General features: G+C 66.4%; 10 protein-coding genes. 6 read left to right on the top strand and 4 right to left on the bottom strand.

The window, feature by feature from the left end; all coding sequences use genetic code 11:
- Window positions 1–267: 267 nt before the first annotated feature.
- Window positions 268–1,797, bottom strand: a complete 1,530-nt coding sequence (locus JW958_13490) for a DEAD/DEAH box helicase (protein ID MBN1827266.1) — start codon at window positions 1,795–1,797, stop codon at window positions 268–270.
- A gap of 477 nt (window positions 1,798–2,274) precedes the next feature.
- On the opposite strand from JW958_13490, the gene JW958_13485 reads away from it, so the two are divergent.
- The 3 genes from JW958_13485 (at window position 2,275) to JW958_13475 (ending at window position 3,838) form a co-directional block, all read left to right on the top strand.
- Window positions 2,275–2,508: a DUF378 domain-containing protein gene (locus JW958_13485; protein ID MBN1827265.1), complete on the top strand. Its 234-nt coding sequence runs from the start codon at window positions 2,275–2,277 to the stop codon at window positions 2,506–2,508.
- A gap of 271 nt (window positions 2,509–2,779) precedes the next feature.
- Entirely contained in the window at window positions 2,780–3,334 is a 555-nt protein-coding gene (locus JW958_13480; protein MBN1827264.1) for a hypothetical protein, read from the top strand.
- 210 nt (window positions 3,335–3,544) lie between these two features.
- Entirely contained in the window at window positions 3,545–3,838 is a 294-nt protein-coding gene (locus tag JW958_13475; GenBank protein MBN1827263.1) for an isoamylase early set domain-containing protein, read from the top strand.
- 92 nt (window positions 3,839–3,930) lie between these two features.
- Here the strand turns inward: JW958_13475 and JW958_13470 are convergent, their stop codons facing one another.
- Complete coding sequence (locus JW958_13470) at window positions 3,931–5,622, bottom strand: T9SS type A sorting domain-containing protein (protein MBN1827262.1); 1,692 nt, start codon at window positions 5,620–5,622, stop codon at window positions 3,931–3,933.
- Between the two features lie 316 nt (window positions 5,623–5,938).
- On the opposite strand from JW958_13470, the gene JW958_13465 reads away from it, so the two are divergent.
- Genes JW958_13465 through JW958_13455 form a run of 3 tightly spaced genes read left to right on the top strand, consistent with a single transcriptional unit; the run spans window position 5,939 to window position 11,698 of the window.
- A complete protein-coding gene (locus tag JW958_13465; GenBank protein ID MBN1827261.1) occupies window positions 5,939–7,420 on the top strand; it encodes a pyridoxal-phosphate dependent enzyme in 1,482 nt (493 codons plus the stop codon).
- Between the two features lie 37 nt (window positions 7,421–7,457).
- Window positions 7,458–9,551: a PD40 domain-containing protein gene (locus JW958_13460; protein MBN1827260.1), complete on the top strand. Its 2,094-nt coding sequence runs from the start codon at window positions 7,458–7,460 to the stop codon at window positions 9,549–9,551.
- 23 nt (window positions 9,552–9,574) lie between these two features.
- Entirely contained in the window at window positions 9,575–11,698 is a 2,124-nt protein-coding gene (locus JW958_13455; protein ID MBN1827259.1) for a PD40 domain-containing protein, read from the top strand.
- A gap of 918 nt (window positions 11,699–12,616) precedes the next feature.
- On the opposite strand, the gene JW958_13450 is transcribed toward JW958_13455, so the two are convergent.
- Window positions 12,617–12,934, bottom strand: coding sequence for a hypothetical protein (locus JW958_13450; protein ID MBN1827258.1), 318 nt, complete (start codon window positions 12,932–12,934; stop codon window positions 12,617–12,619).
- A gap of 50 nt (window positions 12,935–12,984) precedes the next feature.
- Entirely contained in the window at window positions 12,985–15,540 is a 2,556-nt protein-coding gene (locus tag JW958_13445) for a protein kinase (protein ID MBN1827257.1), read from the bottom strand.
- Window positions 15,541–15,686: the final 146 nt, after the last annotated feature.

Raw genomic sequence — 15,686 nt, 5'->3', positions numbered from 1 at the left:
TATCACCTCGACGGAGGCGGGCTCCGGTGGGTGCCCGGCGAGTCGAGACGGCCCCGAGAGGGAGACCGGCGGCGGAAGGGAGGGTCGCCCCTCCGAAGAGGAGGCGGAGAGGATGGCTGGAGAGGGTGAGGGTTCTCGCACCGGTCTCCCTTTAGGGCACGGCGTGGGGAAGGAGGGCGAACGGGGCATCCCTCTCGGTATTCGGTACCGAAAGGGAGAGGGAAAAGGTATGAAACGATATCCGGCACTCAATGGGCGCTGCGCGGTTCAGCGCCTCCTGCGACGGCCGCTGCTCCGCCGGGAGCGCGCCGCCGGTCGAGAGTCGCGTCGCGGCTCTTTCTCCTCTCCGCCGCCGCGACTCCGGTCCCGCCCCTCGTCACGCTCCTTTTTCGGCGCGTCCGGAAGCTCGAAGGAGTCGGGAAGCATCGCCTGATAGTATTCGTCGAGAAGCATGGCGAAGACCTCCGTCTCCTCCGCCTCCACCAGGCGTCGCGCCAGCGGCATCATTCTCTCCATCCGCTCCCGGACCAGACGGTCCAGGTTTCGGAGCCGCGCCTCGAGAAGCGCCGTGGTTCTCTCGCCGACGGTCGCCTGCACGTCTTCGTCCGTGGGCAAGGCGCGCCTCTCCATCTCGATGCCGTAGTCGCGGGCCACGCCCTTCAGCTCCACGCGCTCGAGCACGTCCACCAGGGAGACCGCCGTACCTCCCTCGCCGGCGCGCCCGGTGCGTCCGGTCCGGTGGATGTAGGACTCCCGGTCCTCCGGGAAGTCGTAGAGGAAGACGTGGCTCAGGCGTTCGATATCGATTCCCCGCGCGGCCACGTCGGTGGCGACGAGGAAACGGAGCTTTTTCTCGTACACCCGCGCCAGGACTCGGTCCCTGGCGTTCTGGGTGAGGTCGCTGCTCAGTTGGTCCGCATCGTACCCGAAGCGGCCGAGCACGGTGGCGACGAGGCTGACGTTCGCCTTGGTGTTACAGAAAATAATCGCCGAGTCCGGGTTCTCCACCTCGATGATCCGGACGATCGCCCGGTCCTTCTCCATGCGCGGAACCTCGTAGAAGATGTGGCGCGTGGCGGCGACATACTCGCCGTCCCGGCTGAGGGAGAGAAACTCCGGCTCCCGGAGAAACTGTTCGGCGAGGGCGAAGACGGTGCGCGGATATGTGGCGCTGAAAAGGTAACTGTTCCGTCGATTCGGGAGATGACGTTTCAGCTCCTTCATGTCCGGCCAGAATCCCATGGAGAGCATCCGGTCCGCCTCGTCGAGGACGAGTACGCGGAGCTTGTCCAGGGTGAGGGAGCGTCGGACGAGGTGATCCAGGACGCGTCCCGGCGTGCCGATCACGAGGTGCGCGCCTTTCTGGAACGCCTCCAGCTGGGGGCCGTAGCGCGTGCCGCCGTAGACGGCGACGGTCCGAACCCCCGCCTCGGGGAGGCCCAGCTCCTCCGCGTCGGCGGTGACCTGTCGGGCCAGCTCGCGGGTCGGCGTGAGGACCAGCGCCTGGCAGGCGGCGAGATTCGTGTCGACCTGGTTCAGGATCGACAACAGGAAGGCGCCGGTCTTGCCCGTTCCGGTCCGGCTCTGGACCATCAGATCCCTTCCCTGGATGAGATAGGGAATCGCCTTGGCCTGGACCGGGGTCAGTTCCTTCCAGCCGACGCGCTCCACGGCGTGGCGGAGATGCTCGGGGAGTTCCTCGACGCGGATGGGGGGGAGGGCGTTCTGGGGTTCCTGTGTGCTTTCCGGGTCCGGATGCCGGCTCTCTCCGGGCTCTTGTTTGTCGTTGTCTTTCATCGAAGGGGTCTCCCCCCGCCACAAGGCGGGTGTGTTTCTTTTTGTTTTCGTCCCATTTCCTTCCTAATAGAGTAGCACCGGCGGGCCCCGGAGGCCAAGCATCCAGGGAAAATCGGGTGAGACCGCCCCTTTCCGTCGTGCCGCCCGCCTCCGCTCGGTTCGCGGCCGCCAAGCCGTTCGGCACGACGCCCGGCCGCTTCCGCGATTCTTTTCTCCGCGGCGCGACATCGATCCGCCCGCGTATTTTTCTTGCCGGACACTCGGATCGGTGTAGGCTTAAAAGAGACCGCCGGGTGATCGAAGGGCGGAAGGGGGGGCGTTTCCCCGTTCCTTCTTCCCTCGGTGGTCGGGGGGAGTCCATTCTACCCCCCAAGAGGTCGCGGTTTCCGCTCGTGAATTGTCGCGGATGAGGCGAGCGGGAAAAGCGGCCGTCTGTCTCATTTGTCCCCCTCGAAGGGGACGGAAAGGAGAATGACGATGAAAACTTTAGATGTAGTCATCGCTCTGCTCCTCATCGTCGGCGGGTTGAACTGGGGTCTGGTCGGCCTCTTCCATTTCAACCTGGTCGCGGCGATCTTCGGCGGAGCCGCCGCCCCGGTCGCCCGCGTGATCTACGTCGTTGTCGGGCTCTCCGCGATCTATGAGCTGGTCTTTTGGAAGGCGATTCGGGGCCGCTGGCACGGAGGGAGCGCCGGGCACGCCGCGGGCTGATCGCGATACCCACGCGGGGGGCGCGTCCCTCGCATCATGATCGAGCATCTTCGCCCCCCGCGTCTTCGTCACCTCCTCTCCCTCTCTCGTTTGCGGCCGGACCCGCCCCGACCTCCCGATTCCTTAAAAGAGAATTTGTTCGAACGCCCGTCGTTTCCGTTATGACGAACGATCCCTGAAGGAATGGAATGGTGGCCGCGTCGATCAACCCGTTTCCGGCCCGCTTCTTCTCGCCGCTCTTCTTCGGCTCTCCCCACCCTGCGTGGAGGCCGTGCCGGACGGCGCCCCGGCCGGTCCCTTCCGCTTCGGACGCGATGCGATCTCCGGGAATCGTTCCCCGGAGAGCGTTCTCGTCTACCGGAATCCGATCGTCGGGGCGTCCCGGCTTCATCTGGGGGGCGCCGGCGTGGCCGACTACCCGGTGGGCCGGCCCGAGGAACTCCCCCGGCAAGTGCACGTCGGGGGCGGATTCCGCTTCGGGGTCGAAGCGGGGGAGTCGGGTGGTCTCACCGACGGGAGGTTCCTCTCCCTGGAGGTCCTCCTCGGTTGGGAGAGGGGAAAGGATCTGTCGAGCGGGGATGCCGTCGAACGCGAAGGAATCGAATTCCGCCTCTTCCGCGCCTTTTCCTACCGTTGGGGGAGAGTGGACGACCCGGAAGCGGGGATTCAAGAAGACACCCGCGGCTATGGAATCGCCCTCGAGGAGTTCCTTCCCTTCGGATTCCGCTATGATTACGCGGAGGCTCCCCGGGCGGTTGATATTCCGGCCGTGGCACGACACGCGTTCTCCCTTTCCGTCGACACCGACCGTCTTTTCGGCCGGTAGCCTCCCTCCCGGGCGGGCCGCAAACCAAACTCATTGCCATATAGTAAATTACAAGGCGGTGTTTCGGATGCGCGCGGATGGGGAGGGATTGATTTTTGGTTCGAGGGCTTTGACGCCCCGTCTCGCCGTGGTAGGATGCCCCGGTTCGTGTTACATTGGAGATCGAACAACGATGCGGAACCCATCACCGCATGTATGGAGGAAAAAGGGATGAAGAAAAAATACACACCCACCGGAAAGTCCTGCCGTGTCACCTTTGAGTTGCCCCCGCAGGTGGAGGCGAAGAAGGCCAGCCTGTGCGGGGAATTCAATGAATGGGACCCCAAAAAGCACCCGATGAAGCGCCGCAAGGACGGCGGCTTCAGTCTCGACGTCTCCCTGAAGCCGGGGAGGGAGTATCGCTTCCGCTATCTGCTGGACGGCAAGAAGTGGGAGAACGATTGGTCCGCGGACAAGTACCTTCCCAACACGCACGGCACCGACGACTCGGTGATCATCCTCTAGGGAGTCGCGAGGCGCGATCGCGCGCGCGAGTAAAACGAGAAGCCCGGGGTACGTGCCCCGGGCTTCTTCTTTTGGGGAGGATGGGGGGTGCGTTACCGGACGAGCACGAGACGCCGCGTCTCGCTCCGCTCGCCCGAGAGAAGCCGGCAGAAGTACACGCCGCTCGCGACGTCCCCGCCGCGGTCGTCCGTGCCGTTCCATTCCACGGTGTGAAGGCCGGGCGCCTCCGGACCGTTCACGAGGGTGCGGATCTTGCGCCCCGACGCGTCATAAACGACCAGAGAGACCGACTGCTTGCCGTTCCCTTCCGGAATGGTGAAGCGGATTTGCGTGGTCGGGTTGAACGGGTTCGGCGTGTTCGGCTGCAACGAGAAACGGGAAGGGGCGACGCCGTGGGCGGTCTCCACTCCCGTGTCGATCGCGTTCGGGTCGATGCCGTCCAGCACGCGGGTGTTCGTGCTGTTCGGATCGAGCCAGTCGCGGAGGCGGTTCGCGCTGGACCCGCCGCCGTTCCAGGAGACGGAGAGACGGCCGTACCAATCGGAGGTGAGGGAAGTGCAGGAGGCGTAGCCGCCGTGGAGCTGGCCGACCAGACGGTGGCTGGGGTCCCAGATGCCGGAGCCGGAGCTGCCGCCTTCGGTGGTGCCGTCCTCCCAATCGTCTACCCGCCAATGGGTTCCGTCACCGGGGACGGTGTTGTACAGATAGGAAGTCACCGTCAATGCGTCGGTGTTGAAGCTGATCATCTTCTCTTCACACTGCGGATGGTGGATGGCGGTGCAGCTGCTTACCGCCGATCCTGTGGCGTCCCATCCGGAATAGAAAACGTGGAAGGAGGTGTCCGGATCCGCCGAAAGCTCGATCAGGCAGAAGTCCGACGAGGAGTAGCGGGCGCGCAGCAATGACCCGGACTGGTGGTCCGAGAGGGAACCGCCGTTCAGCATCCCGCAAACGGGGGATTCGAAGTTCCAGTAGACGACGACGGTCTGATCGTTGGACGTGCTGATGCCGCAGTGATAGGCGGTGAGGAAGTAGGGAGGTGGGTCGTCGTCGGTGACGCTGTTCAGCATCTGGCCGGTGCAATACCACTGGCCCGACCGCATATAGACGCCCACCGAAGCGATCTCGTCGCGCCAGGGATCCCCTTCGGGGCAGATCACATCGTTGTTGCACGACCCCTGACGGATTTTATCCATCGCCATTTGGGCGAAGCCGACATAGTCGTGGCCTACCTGCGAGACGACGATCTCCGGCTCGAAGGCGGCGCCGGCGGGGAGGAAGAGTTCGAGGGTCGCCTCGTCGCCCCGGATGATCGGCGTCCACAGCTCGCCCTCCACCGCGTGTTCCGTCTGGTAGGGGCCCGCGAACTCGTCCCGATTCTTGCCGTATACGTGAAGCATCGCTCCCTCGGGAACACGGAAAGGAACGAGACCGAAGTTGAGAGAGCGGGCGCCCGCGGAGACCACGCGGAGACGCCAGACACGCGATCCGTCGTCCAGTGTCTCCCAGGTGCCGTCGTTTTGCGGCGTGAGGGAGACGGCGATGGCGGCGGCGAAGCGGGGCGGCGTGTCGGGATCATCTTCCAACATCCGCGCGTCTTCCGCCCGATAGGCGGCTTCGTCCACGGCGGGCATGGTCGCCGTGCGAATCGCCGATTCGTCCGCCAGGCGGATCAGATAACTCGTCGGCGGCGTGGCGTCGCGCGCTTGGACGGCGGCGGGCGCGGCCCAGGCAAGCAGGCAGAGGGCGAGAAGCGCGATCGGGATGAGCGGGGCACGTTTCATGTCGGGGTCTCCCTGAATCGGCCGGCGATGCATCGCGGGTTCCACCCGGGCCGTAAAGGTGGAGCCGCGCGTTTTCCTTTTCCTGCGGGGGAGTACGCGACGGGAGGAGAGGCTGTCATCGAATACATAATAATTATCGCAGATAGTCGCCGCCAAATCAAGCGGTTAAACACTCCGCCCCGCCCCGCTCCGGCGGCTCCGATGGGGGGCTGGACAAGAAACCGGAGCCGTAGGATAATCACTTACTTATACTTACGATACGATTGCCGGCCGCCCGCCCGCCGCGGGAAGCGGCCGAGAACGGAGGAGAGGGAATATGAACGCGGATTGGGAACGCGTGAACGAGGAAGTGCTCGAGCGAACGGTCGAGCGGTGCCGGGAGCGGGGGATCATCATCCCGACCTACAAGCAGATGCGGGATCCCTCCCTCGTCCCGGAGAAGATTCGGGAGAAGCTGCGCGGGATCGGCCTCTGGGACATCGATTCGCTCAATCTTTTCCGGATCACCTGGAAGAACGAGCCGGTGTCGAAGGGGGGCGGGTTCGGCGGCGTCAATTTCATCGAGCTGCCGCGGGAGCTGACCGGTGTGCGCGCGCGGATACTGATGCTGATCGGCAAGTACTTCCCCACCGGGTCGCACAAAGTGGGCGCCACATTCGGGCCGCTCGTGGAGAAGCTGGTCACCGGCCGTTTCGACCCGACCCGCCAGAAGGCGCTCTGGCCCTCCACCGGGAACTACTGTCGCGGGGGCGCCTACGATTCGCGCCTCCTCGGTTGCGAATCCATCGCCGTCCTGCCGGAGGAGATGTCGCGGGAACGATTCGATTGGCTGCGCGAGGTGGGCGCCGAGGTATTCGCCACGCCCGGCTGTGAGAGTAACGTCAAGGAGATCTACGACAAGGCGAAGGAGCTGCTCGCGGAGCGGGGCGAATCGATCGTCAACCTGAACCAGTTCAGCGAGATCGGCAACCCGCTCTGGCACTACGCCGTCACCGGTCCGGCGATGGAGGAGGTCTTCGCCGCCGTCTCCCGTCCGGGGGACCGCTTCCGCGCACTCTTCCTCACGCAGGGCTCGGCGGGGACGCTCGGCTCGGCCGAGTATCTCCGCGAGATCCATCCGCGTCTCGCCGTTTGCGCCGGCGAAGCGCTCCAGTGCCCCACCCTTCTCTTCAACGGCTACGGCGGCCACCGGATCGAGGGGATCGGCGACAAGCACGTCCCCTGGATCCACAATCTGAAGAACATGGACATGGTCGCCGGGATCGACGACCGTCCCAACATACGGCTCATGCGACTCTTCAACGAGGAAGAGGGAAAGCGTTGGCTCGTCGAGGAACGGAAGGTCGATCCGGAGCTGGCGGCGAAGCTCGACCTGCTCGGCATCTCCTCCATCGCCAACCTGATGGGCGCCGTGAAGATGGCGAAGTATTACGAGATGAACGAAAGGGACCTGGTCTTCACGGTCGCCACCGATTCGATGGAGATGTACGGGTCCCGGATCCGCGAGGAGCGGGAACGCCACGGCGCTTTCACGTCTCGGGACGCGGCGGTCGCCTACGAGGGGGGCATGCTCGGGCTCGGCACGGACTACATGATCGAGCTGTCCCACTACGACAAAAAGCGTATGCACAATCTCAAGTATTTCACCTGGATCGAGCAGCAGGGGAAGACGGTGGAGGAGTTGGACGCCCAGTGGCACGACGACGATTACTGGGCGTCGCAGTTCGCCAAGGTGGACGCATGGGACGAAGCGATCGAACGGTTCAACGCCCGTACCGGGTTGCTCGAACGGATATAAGCGCGGGCGCGCGGGGTCCCCGTCGCCGGGCGCGGCGATGAGCGAACCGACCGGCGCGAAGGGGGCGGGCGGTTTCCGCGTCGGCGACTGGATGGTCGATCCGGAGGGGAGCGCGCTCCGGCGCGGCGACACGGTCGTGACCGTCGAGCCGCGGGTGATGTGTCTCTTGGCGCATCTCGCTTCGCGGCCGGGCCGGGTAATCTCCCGGCGGGAGCTGATCGACACCGTCTGGGACGGCGTCGTCGTCGGCGAGAACTCGATCCACCGCGCCGTCTGGGCGCTCCGTGAAGCGCTCGGAGACGATCCCAAGCATCCCCGTTACGTGGAGACGATCCGCAAAGGGGGCTATCGCCTGATCGCCCCCGTCGGGGACGGAAAGGCGCCCACGGGACGGGTACGCGCCCGCCGGACCCGATTTCTCGCGCCGGCGCTTCTCTTCGCCCTGGCCGCCGTGGTCGCCGCGATCCTCTTCGTTCGGCACGATCCGAAACGAAGCGCCCCCCGGGGCGGCGTCTTTCTCGAAGGGGTTCCCGTCACCAGTTATCCCGGAAAGGAACTCTTCCCCGCCCTCTCGCCGGAGGGACGGCGGGTGGCGTTCTCGCGCGACGACGAAGACGGAAACGGATACGATCTATACGTAAAGGATATGGACGCCCCGGAGCCGGCGCGGCTGACCGGGGGTCCGGAGGACGACGCCTTCCCCTGCTGGTCCCCCGGCGGGGACTCGGTTCTCTTCGTCCGGGCGGCCGAAGACTCCAACCGGCTTCTGGTGATTCCCGCACGCGGGGGGGATCCCCGGGTTCTCCACGCGTCGGCATCGCCGCTGCGCGACCCGGACTGGTCCCCCGACGGGGAGCGGATCGCCTTCTCGGTTTGGGACGCCGAAACCCACGCCTACCGCCTCCGCGTGCTCACTCTCGATACGGGCGACCTCCTCGAACCGGTCCGGCCGGAGCCGGGCGCCTCCTCCGATCTCTTCCCGGAGTTTTCGCCCGACGGGGGACGGCTCGCCTTCATCCGCATGAACGCCATCGGCTTCTATCGGATCCGGACGGCGCCGGTCGGCGGAGGGGAGGGACGGCTCGTGGCGACGGGCCGCCGTTTCCCGAGCGGGCTCGCCTGGATGCCCGGCGGCGACGAGCTTCTCGTCACCGCCGCCCCGGTCGGCCCCTTCACGCTCTGGCGCGTCGACGCGCGGACCGGGGCGATGGCCGGCATGGCGGCGCGCAATCGCCGGGTCTGGGCGCCCTCGGTTTCCGATGACGGGCGGGTCCTCCTCTATGCCACCGGCGAGATCCGGGCGGACGTGATGCGCGCACCGATCGCGGACCCGGCGGCGCAAGCGGTTCCGCTGATCCGGTCGACATGCCTGGACTCCCAACCCCGGCACTCGCCGGACGGATCGAAGATCGCTTTCATCTCCGACCGGAGCGGCGGCCCCGAGGTTTGGGTGTGCGACCGAAACGGAGAGGGGGCGGTGAGGCTCACCTTCTTCGACGGCGCCTACGTGTTCCATCCCTTTTGGAGTCCCGACGGTCGGTGGCTCGCCTTCAGCGTGGGTGGACCGGAAGGGGTGGATGCCTATCTCGTCGAAGCGGAGGGGGGGAAACCGCGTTTCCTCGCCGGTGGTCCGGGGAACGACGCGGCGGTTTCCTGGTCCCGAAGCGGCGGGTGGGTCTACCTCGCTTCCGATCGGGACGGCGCCTGGCGGCTGTGGAAGATAAGGCCCGACGGGTCCGGCGCGCGCCCCGTTTCCGATGTCTGGGCGATACGGGGGGAAGAATCGCCGGAGGGCGCATGGCTCTACACGCTCTCCCTCCCCGCTTGCGAAATTCTCCGCGCGCCCGCCGGAGGCGGCGAACCGGACACGCTGGTGCGCGCCGCCGGCCCCCCATTTTTCGACGCGAGCAACTGGACGGTGGGTGGCGATTGGCTCTACCTTCTCCGAGGCGACGGCGACGAAACCCGATTCATCCGTCTCGATCCGGAGACTAGAGAGGAGACCTTCCTCCGTCCGGCGCCGAATGTGCTCAATAACAGCATCAGTATCTCTCCGGACGGGTCGGAACTCCTCTATGCGCGGTACGAACAGCGGGAGGTGGACCTGATGGTGGTCGAGGATTTTCGCTGAACGATCGCCCCACGGGGGAACGGATGATTCGGACGGAAAGCGGGACGACGCGCCACGGGTCGAACGGCGAAGAGACGGGCGGATCTTTCCGCGTCGGCGGCGCGTGGATCCAGCCGGACCTGAACCGGATCCGCGCCGCGGAAGGGGAGACGATCCAGGTCGAGCCCCGCGTCATGAATTTGCTCGTGCATCTGGCGCGGAACGCCGGCCGGGTGGTCTCCCGAGAGGAACTCATGGGCGCGGTTTGGGGGGAGACGGTGGTGGGCGAGAAAGCCCTCACCCGCGCGGTTTGGTCCCTCCGGCAGATGCTGGGCGACGACCCTAAATCCCCCACGATTATCGAAACGATTCGAAAGGGCGGATACCGCCTGATCGCTCCGGTGGAGTGGGTGGACGACCAAGAGGGGGGCGCGGGTTCCGCCGGCCGGACCGTGTGGAAGCGCCGCGCTCTTCCCGCGATCGCGGGAATCATCGCGGCCGCGGCCCTCCTCGGGTGGCTCTTCGGCGGCCGCGACGGGGAGCGCGCAGTCCCGCCCCTACCGAAGACGGTCCCTTTCACCAGCTATCTCGGCAAGGAGTACACTCCCGGCTTTTCGCCGGACGGCACGCGGGTCGTCTTCGCCTGGGACGGGCCGGACGAGTCGGACTTCGATATCTACGTGAAACAGAAAGACACGGAAACGCCGCTCCGGCTGACCGCGGACACCGCGAACGACAATCTCCCCGTCTGGTCCGCCGACGGGCGGACCGTGTACTTCGTCCGTCACGACGCGGATGTCTTTTCGATCTGTTCCGTTCCCGCCATCGGGGGGGAGATCCGCACGCTTTACGCCACGGCGCGGGGAATCTGGAATCTCGCCGCTTCTCCGGCCGGCGGGAACCTGGTCTTTTCGGAGGAGTGTTCGACCGGGACGGCGTTCCGCGCCGCCCTCTTCTCGGTGGAAACGCTCGCCAAACAATGGCTGACCGATCCTCCGCCCACGTCGCGAGGCGACTTCTATGCTTCCTTCTCGCCCGACGGCCGCACCGTGGCGTTTTCGCGGGCCGACCCGATCGGTTTTCACCGGATTCACACGGTGGAGGTCGAGGGTGGCGAGGCTTCCCCCGTCGGAGCCGCCCGGCGGCACGTGCAAGGTCTCGCCTGGCTCGACGACGGGGAGCTGATCGTCTCCTCCCTCCATCAGGGGAGATACGCGCTCTGGCGGCTCTCCCTGAAGGACGGCGCCTGGACGGGGATTCCGACGCAGGCCGGCTCGATCTGGTTTCCCGCCGTTTCTCCCGACAGAACTTCACTCATATATGAATCCGCGCGGTACGATCTGAGCATTTACGAGATCGATCTCTCCGCCCCGGAGCCGCGCGTGTCCGGAGAACCGCTCATCGGGTCGACGCGATGGGAGGACGAGCCGCGTTTCTCTCCCGACGGGTCGCGAATCGCCTTCGTCTCCGACCGCACCGGATTCCCCGAGCTTTGGGCGTGTCGGGCCGACGGGACCGTCCCGGTGCAGTTGACTCAACTGCGCAGCGAGGCGCTCCTCTCGCCCTGCTGGTCGCCGGAGGGGGAGCGCGTCGCCTTCTTCGTCTCCTCGGGAGAGGGGACGGGAGCGGTCTGCGCGGTCGACGTCAACGGCGGCGTTCCCCGCACGTTGCTTCAGGGTGAAACCGTTTTTCTTCCCTCCTCTTGGTCCGCGGACGGACGCTTCCTCTATCTCGATTCCGATCGGGACGGGGCCTGGCGCGTTTGGAAGCTGGCGATCGGGGAAGAAGAGCCGTGCCTCGCGATCCCGGGTGAAGTGAGCCGCGCGCGCGAATCGGCGGACGGCGGATTCGTCTACTACGGCCGAGTCCGGGAGCCCGGCCTTTGGAGGATGCCCGTCGTCGGCGGCGCCGAGGAGGTCGTTCTCTCCGCCGCGGACGTGGGGGCCGGTCTCTGGGGGAACTGGGATCTCGTCGGCGATCGGGTCTTTTTCTGCGGGGACAACGGCATCGGCGTCTACGACCCGGCCGCCGGCGTGTCTCATTTCCTCGCGGAAGCCTCCGGGATCGTGCAGTCAAGCCTGACCGTTTCCCCCGACGGGAAGCGTGTTCTCTTCGCCGGATATCGAGGTCTCGAGGTGGACCTCGTTCTGATGAGGGATTTCCGCTAAGCCTTCCACTTCTTCTCTTCTTTCCTTACCCATGCGTCTCCGCGTGAAGTCGGCCGGACCGTTTCGCCGGGAAAGGAAAGCGGGCGGAGCGGATGCGATGACCCGCCCGCCCGCCGATCGCGAAGGACGACACCCGGTCCCACCTACCGCAGATAAACCGTTCCCCGCGAGGAATCGCCGCCGGGGTTTTCGCGCGACGCGGGGAAAGAGCCCGGGCCGTCGACCGGCGCGCTCTTTTCACGGTCCGATCCGGGAGGGCGCCGGACTCGGGCCTTTGTCCCTCCTGCAGGGACATCCTTTCCGTCCGATGCGGCCGCGAAGGGAATCCCGGAGGCTTTCGGGCCCTGACTCTGGTGAATCGGGTCTTTCCGGGTCCCCCCGCGGCCTTGGTGAATCGATTTCGGGGAGACTTCGGGGCGGGAGCGCCCGACCGCGACGTTAGGGAGGAGGGTCGCGTGGGGATTCGTCTTGCGGATCCCCGTTTCGGCCGGCGCCCACCGTCCGGAAGCCTCTCGCGCGATCTCCCGCAACGTCTTTTCCGTGAGAGAGGACGGCGAAGGAGCGGGGCGGGTTTCGATGCGGCGCGCCGCGGACCAGAGTCCGTGAAGGATCAAGGTCGCGAGCATTCCTGCCAGAAAACAGCGGAGTCTCATGGGGCGCACCTCGGGCGGCGCGGGGATGTTCCGCGTCCGTACATAGGGCGACTCTACGCGCGAAAGAATGTAAAAACCTGAAGGTTTGCTGACGATTCCGTTTGGAGGGACACGGCGCGCGGAAATGCGGTCGGAGCCGCCGGGGGGAGGGCGACCGGAGCCGCTTCGGTGGGGAGCGAATATCCGGTGAGCCGCGCGAAGGGTGGGTAGCCGCGCGCCGGTCTCGGCGCGCGGCTGCCGGATGCGGGCCGACTATGCGGCGGCGTCAACCGTGGCCGCCGTCCCGGTCGACGATCATGATCGGCGGCGTGCTCCTCGCCGTTTCGGCGCACACCACCTCGTAGGCGTAGCTCTCGCCGGGGATCAAGTCGTTCCGGATCGTCATCTGGCCCTCTTCACCGGCGCTGATCTCCACCTCTCCCTCCTGGAAAAGTCGATCGGAAGGGTCGTGGATCTTCACCGGGCGGCTCCCCGTGTTGTTCCAGATGACCGAGTCGCCGGACCGGACGCCGGCCGGGTCGGGCTCGGCGCACCAATCGTCGTTCTCGTCTTCCTTCAACAGAATGACATCCTTTTCGATCATGATTCTCTCCTCGCGGTTCGATCCGTCAGAGGTGTTCATCCCATTACCCTTTATGGATCATGGATCTTGGCGGCGCCCCCCACGATTTCGCGGTAGCGGGGATCCGCCGTCAGGTCGCGCAGCCCCGGCGTTTCCTCGATGAGGGAGACATCGTATCCGTTACGGACGGCGCGGCCGATCCACTCGAGAGCCTGATCCCGGTGGCCGAGCTTTTCGTAGGTGTGAGCGGCGTGGAACATCACCTCCACATCGTCCGGAGCGAGGGCGATCGCGTTCTCGACGAGCGGGAGCGCCCGCTCCGGTTCGCCGAGGGCGTCGTAGTACTCGGCGATGTGCGCGATCAGGCGCGCGTCCTTGGGGTGCTTCCGCCGCCGTTCCTCGGCGAGCCGGGCCGCCCGCTCGTAGGCGAGACGCTTCTCTTCCTCTCGGTCCGGTAGCAGGGAGAGGCAGGAGGCGAGATTTCCCCAGACCCGGTAGTCGGTGCTGTCGATCGCGAGGGTTCGCCCGTACGTCTCCGCCGCATCGGCGTATCGTTCCGCCGTGAAATAAAGGGTCGCCAGGTTCGCCAGCGCCCCGTAGTTCGGTTCGATCTCGATGGAGCGAAGGAAGGCGTCCCGCGCCTCCTCCCAACGGCCGAGGGCGTTGTACGCCACGCCGAGGTGGCTGTAGCCCGAGGGGTTCTCCGGGGCGATCCGCGCGACCCGGCGATACTCCTCGGCGGCCTCCTCGTAGCGTCCCCGGCTCAGGAAGAAGAAGGCGAGATTGCATCGCATCCAATGGTCCCCGGGGCGGAGTTCGACGGCGCGCCGGTAGACGAGTTCCGCGCGGGTCGGATCGCCGGTGATTTCACGGACGTAGGCGAGGAGGCGGAGCGCCTGGTCGTCCGCCGGATTTCTATCCAGCGCGTCCGTAAGATGGCGGATCGCGGTTTCCTCGTCTCCGGCGTGGATCGCGATCCGCGCAAGAGTGATCCGAGGGAGCGTGAGGCGGTCGTCGAGACGAATCGCCCTTTCGGCGCGGAGGGCGGCCGCGCCGACTTGCGCGATGGGGTCCTCGGCGTTTTCCGCCGCCAGCCGACCCGCTTCCGCGATCGCCGCGTGAGCGAGGGCGTAGCCCGGATCCTCGGCGATCGCCGTCTCCAACCAGCGGACGGCTGAATCCGGTTCCGCCTCCCCATCGGAAGGGGAGAGGAAGCCGATGCCTCGCAGAAAGGGCTCGAAGGCGGCCGGTACGGAGGTGCGTCCCGCGGCGAGCGCCGCCCGCGCCGGCGCGCCCGTCGGAAGGCCGAGCATCTCCACCGTCCGGAGCAGAAGCGTGTCCTGAAGCACCGCGAGATTGCCGGCCGCGCCACGGAGGGTGAAGGAGCGAAGCGAGCGGCCGGTTCGCGCGTCCCGCAGGCGAACCGAGATCTCCATCCCGCCGCCCGCGCGCCGCAACTCGCCGTCCAGGGCGAGATCGACGGCCAACAGGCGTCGCGCCGATTCCAGGGTCCGCGTGTCCTCGCCGAAGAAGACGCGGAATTCGGAAGTGAAAGGCTCGACGCGCTCGAGACCGAAGGCGAGATATCGGGAGAGGCCGAGACAGAGCGCACGGTCCTCCTCATCGGAGCGGCAGGGGAGAACGGCGGTGTAACGGTTTTCCGGAAGCGGTCCGCCGCCGGCGAGGGAGCGGATCGTCCCCCGGCCCGCCCAGAGTCCGAGGGCGATCGCCGCGACGGCCGCGAGGGCGATGACCGGCGCGAGTCGCCGTCGCCCGCCGCCGCCCGGCCTCCTCCAGATCGAGGTGGCCTCCGACGATCCTTCGGCGAGGGCGAGGTCCCGTGCCGCTTCCCGCGCGTCGGAGCATCGCCCCGATCGATTTTTTACAAGACAACGGTTTACGACGCGCACCAGATCCGGCGGCGCATCCGGTCGGATCTTTTCGACCGGTTCGTGGGGAACTTCCAAAATCGAGTGGAAGACCGCCCGCTCGTTCCCGCCACGGAAGGGGAGGCGTCCGGCGAGCATTTCATAGAGGACCACGCCGAGAGCCCAGATGTCGGCTCGATGGTCCGCCTCTTCGCCGCGCACCTGTTCGGGCGCCATGTAGGAGACGGTGCCGACGGTCGTTCCGGTCCGGGTCGGTCCGTCGCTTCCGATCAATTTGGCGAGACCGAAGTCGAGGAGCTTCGCGGACCGGTCCTCGGCGAGCATGATGTTGGCCGGTTTCACGTCCCGGTGGACGATCCCCTTGTCGTGCGCCGCGGCGAGCGCCTCGGCGATTTGGCGGGCGAAGCGGGCCGCGTCCTCCGTGGGGAGCGGACCTCGACGGATCCGTTCGCGGAGCGATTCGCCGTCGTACCAGGCGAGCGCGAGGAAGAGTCCTTCCTCTTCGGACTCGCCGATTTCGTACACCGTGCAGATGTGCGGGTGATCGAGCGCGGAGGCGGCGCGCGCCTCGGTGAGGAACCGGGACTTAGCGTCGATGTGGCGAAGAAGGTCGGCGTGGAGAAATTTCAACGCCACCGGGCGGCCGAGGCGAAGGTCCTCCGCCTTGTACACCACCCCCATGCCGCCCCGGCCGATTTTCTCGACGATTCGGTAATGAGAGACCGTTCTGCCGATCAACGCGGGCCCCCCGGAGGAGAGGAGTGACGGGGAGATCCCGGCCGCCCGCGTGGAGGGCGCGCTGCGCTGCGGTGTTGCCGGTCGAGGGAGCGGTTCGTGATGTTTCGCGTCGCCGGGGTGCGCGGCTATCTACGCGCTATGTACAG

This window comes from Candidatus Eisenbacteria bacterium, assembly GCA_016930695.1.
Lineage (GTDB): Bacteria > Orphanbacterota > Orphanbacteria > Orphanbacterales > Orphanbacteraceae > JAFGGD01.
This window is presented reverse-complemented; position numbering and strand designations above follow the sequence as displayed.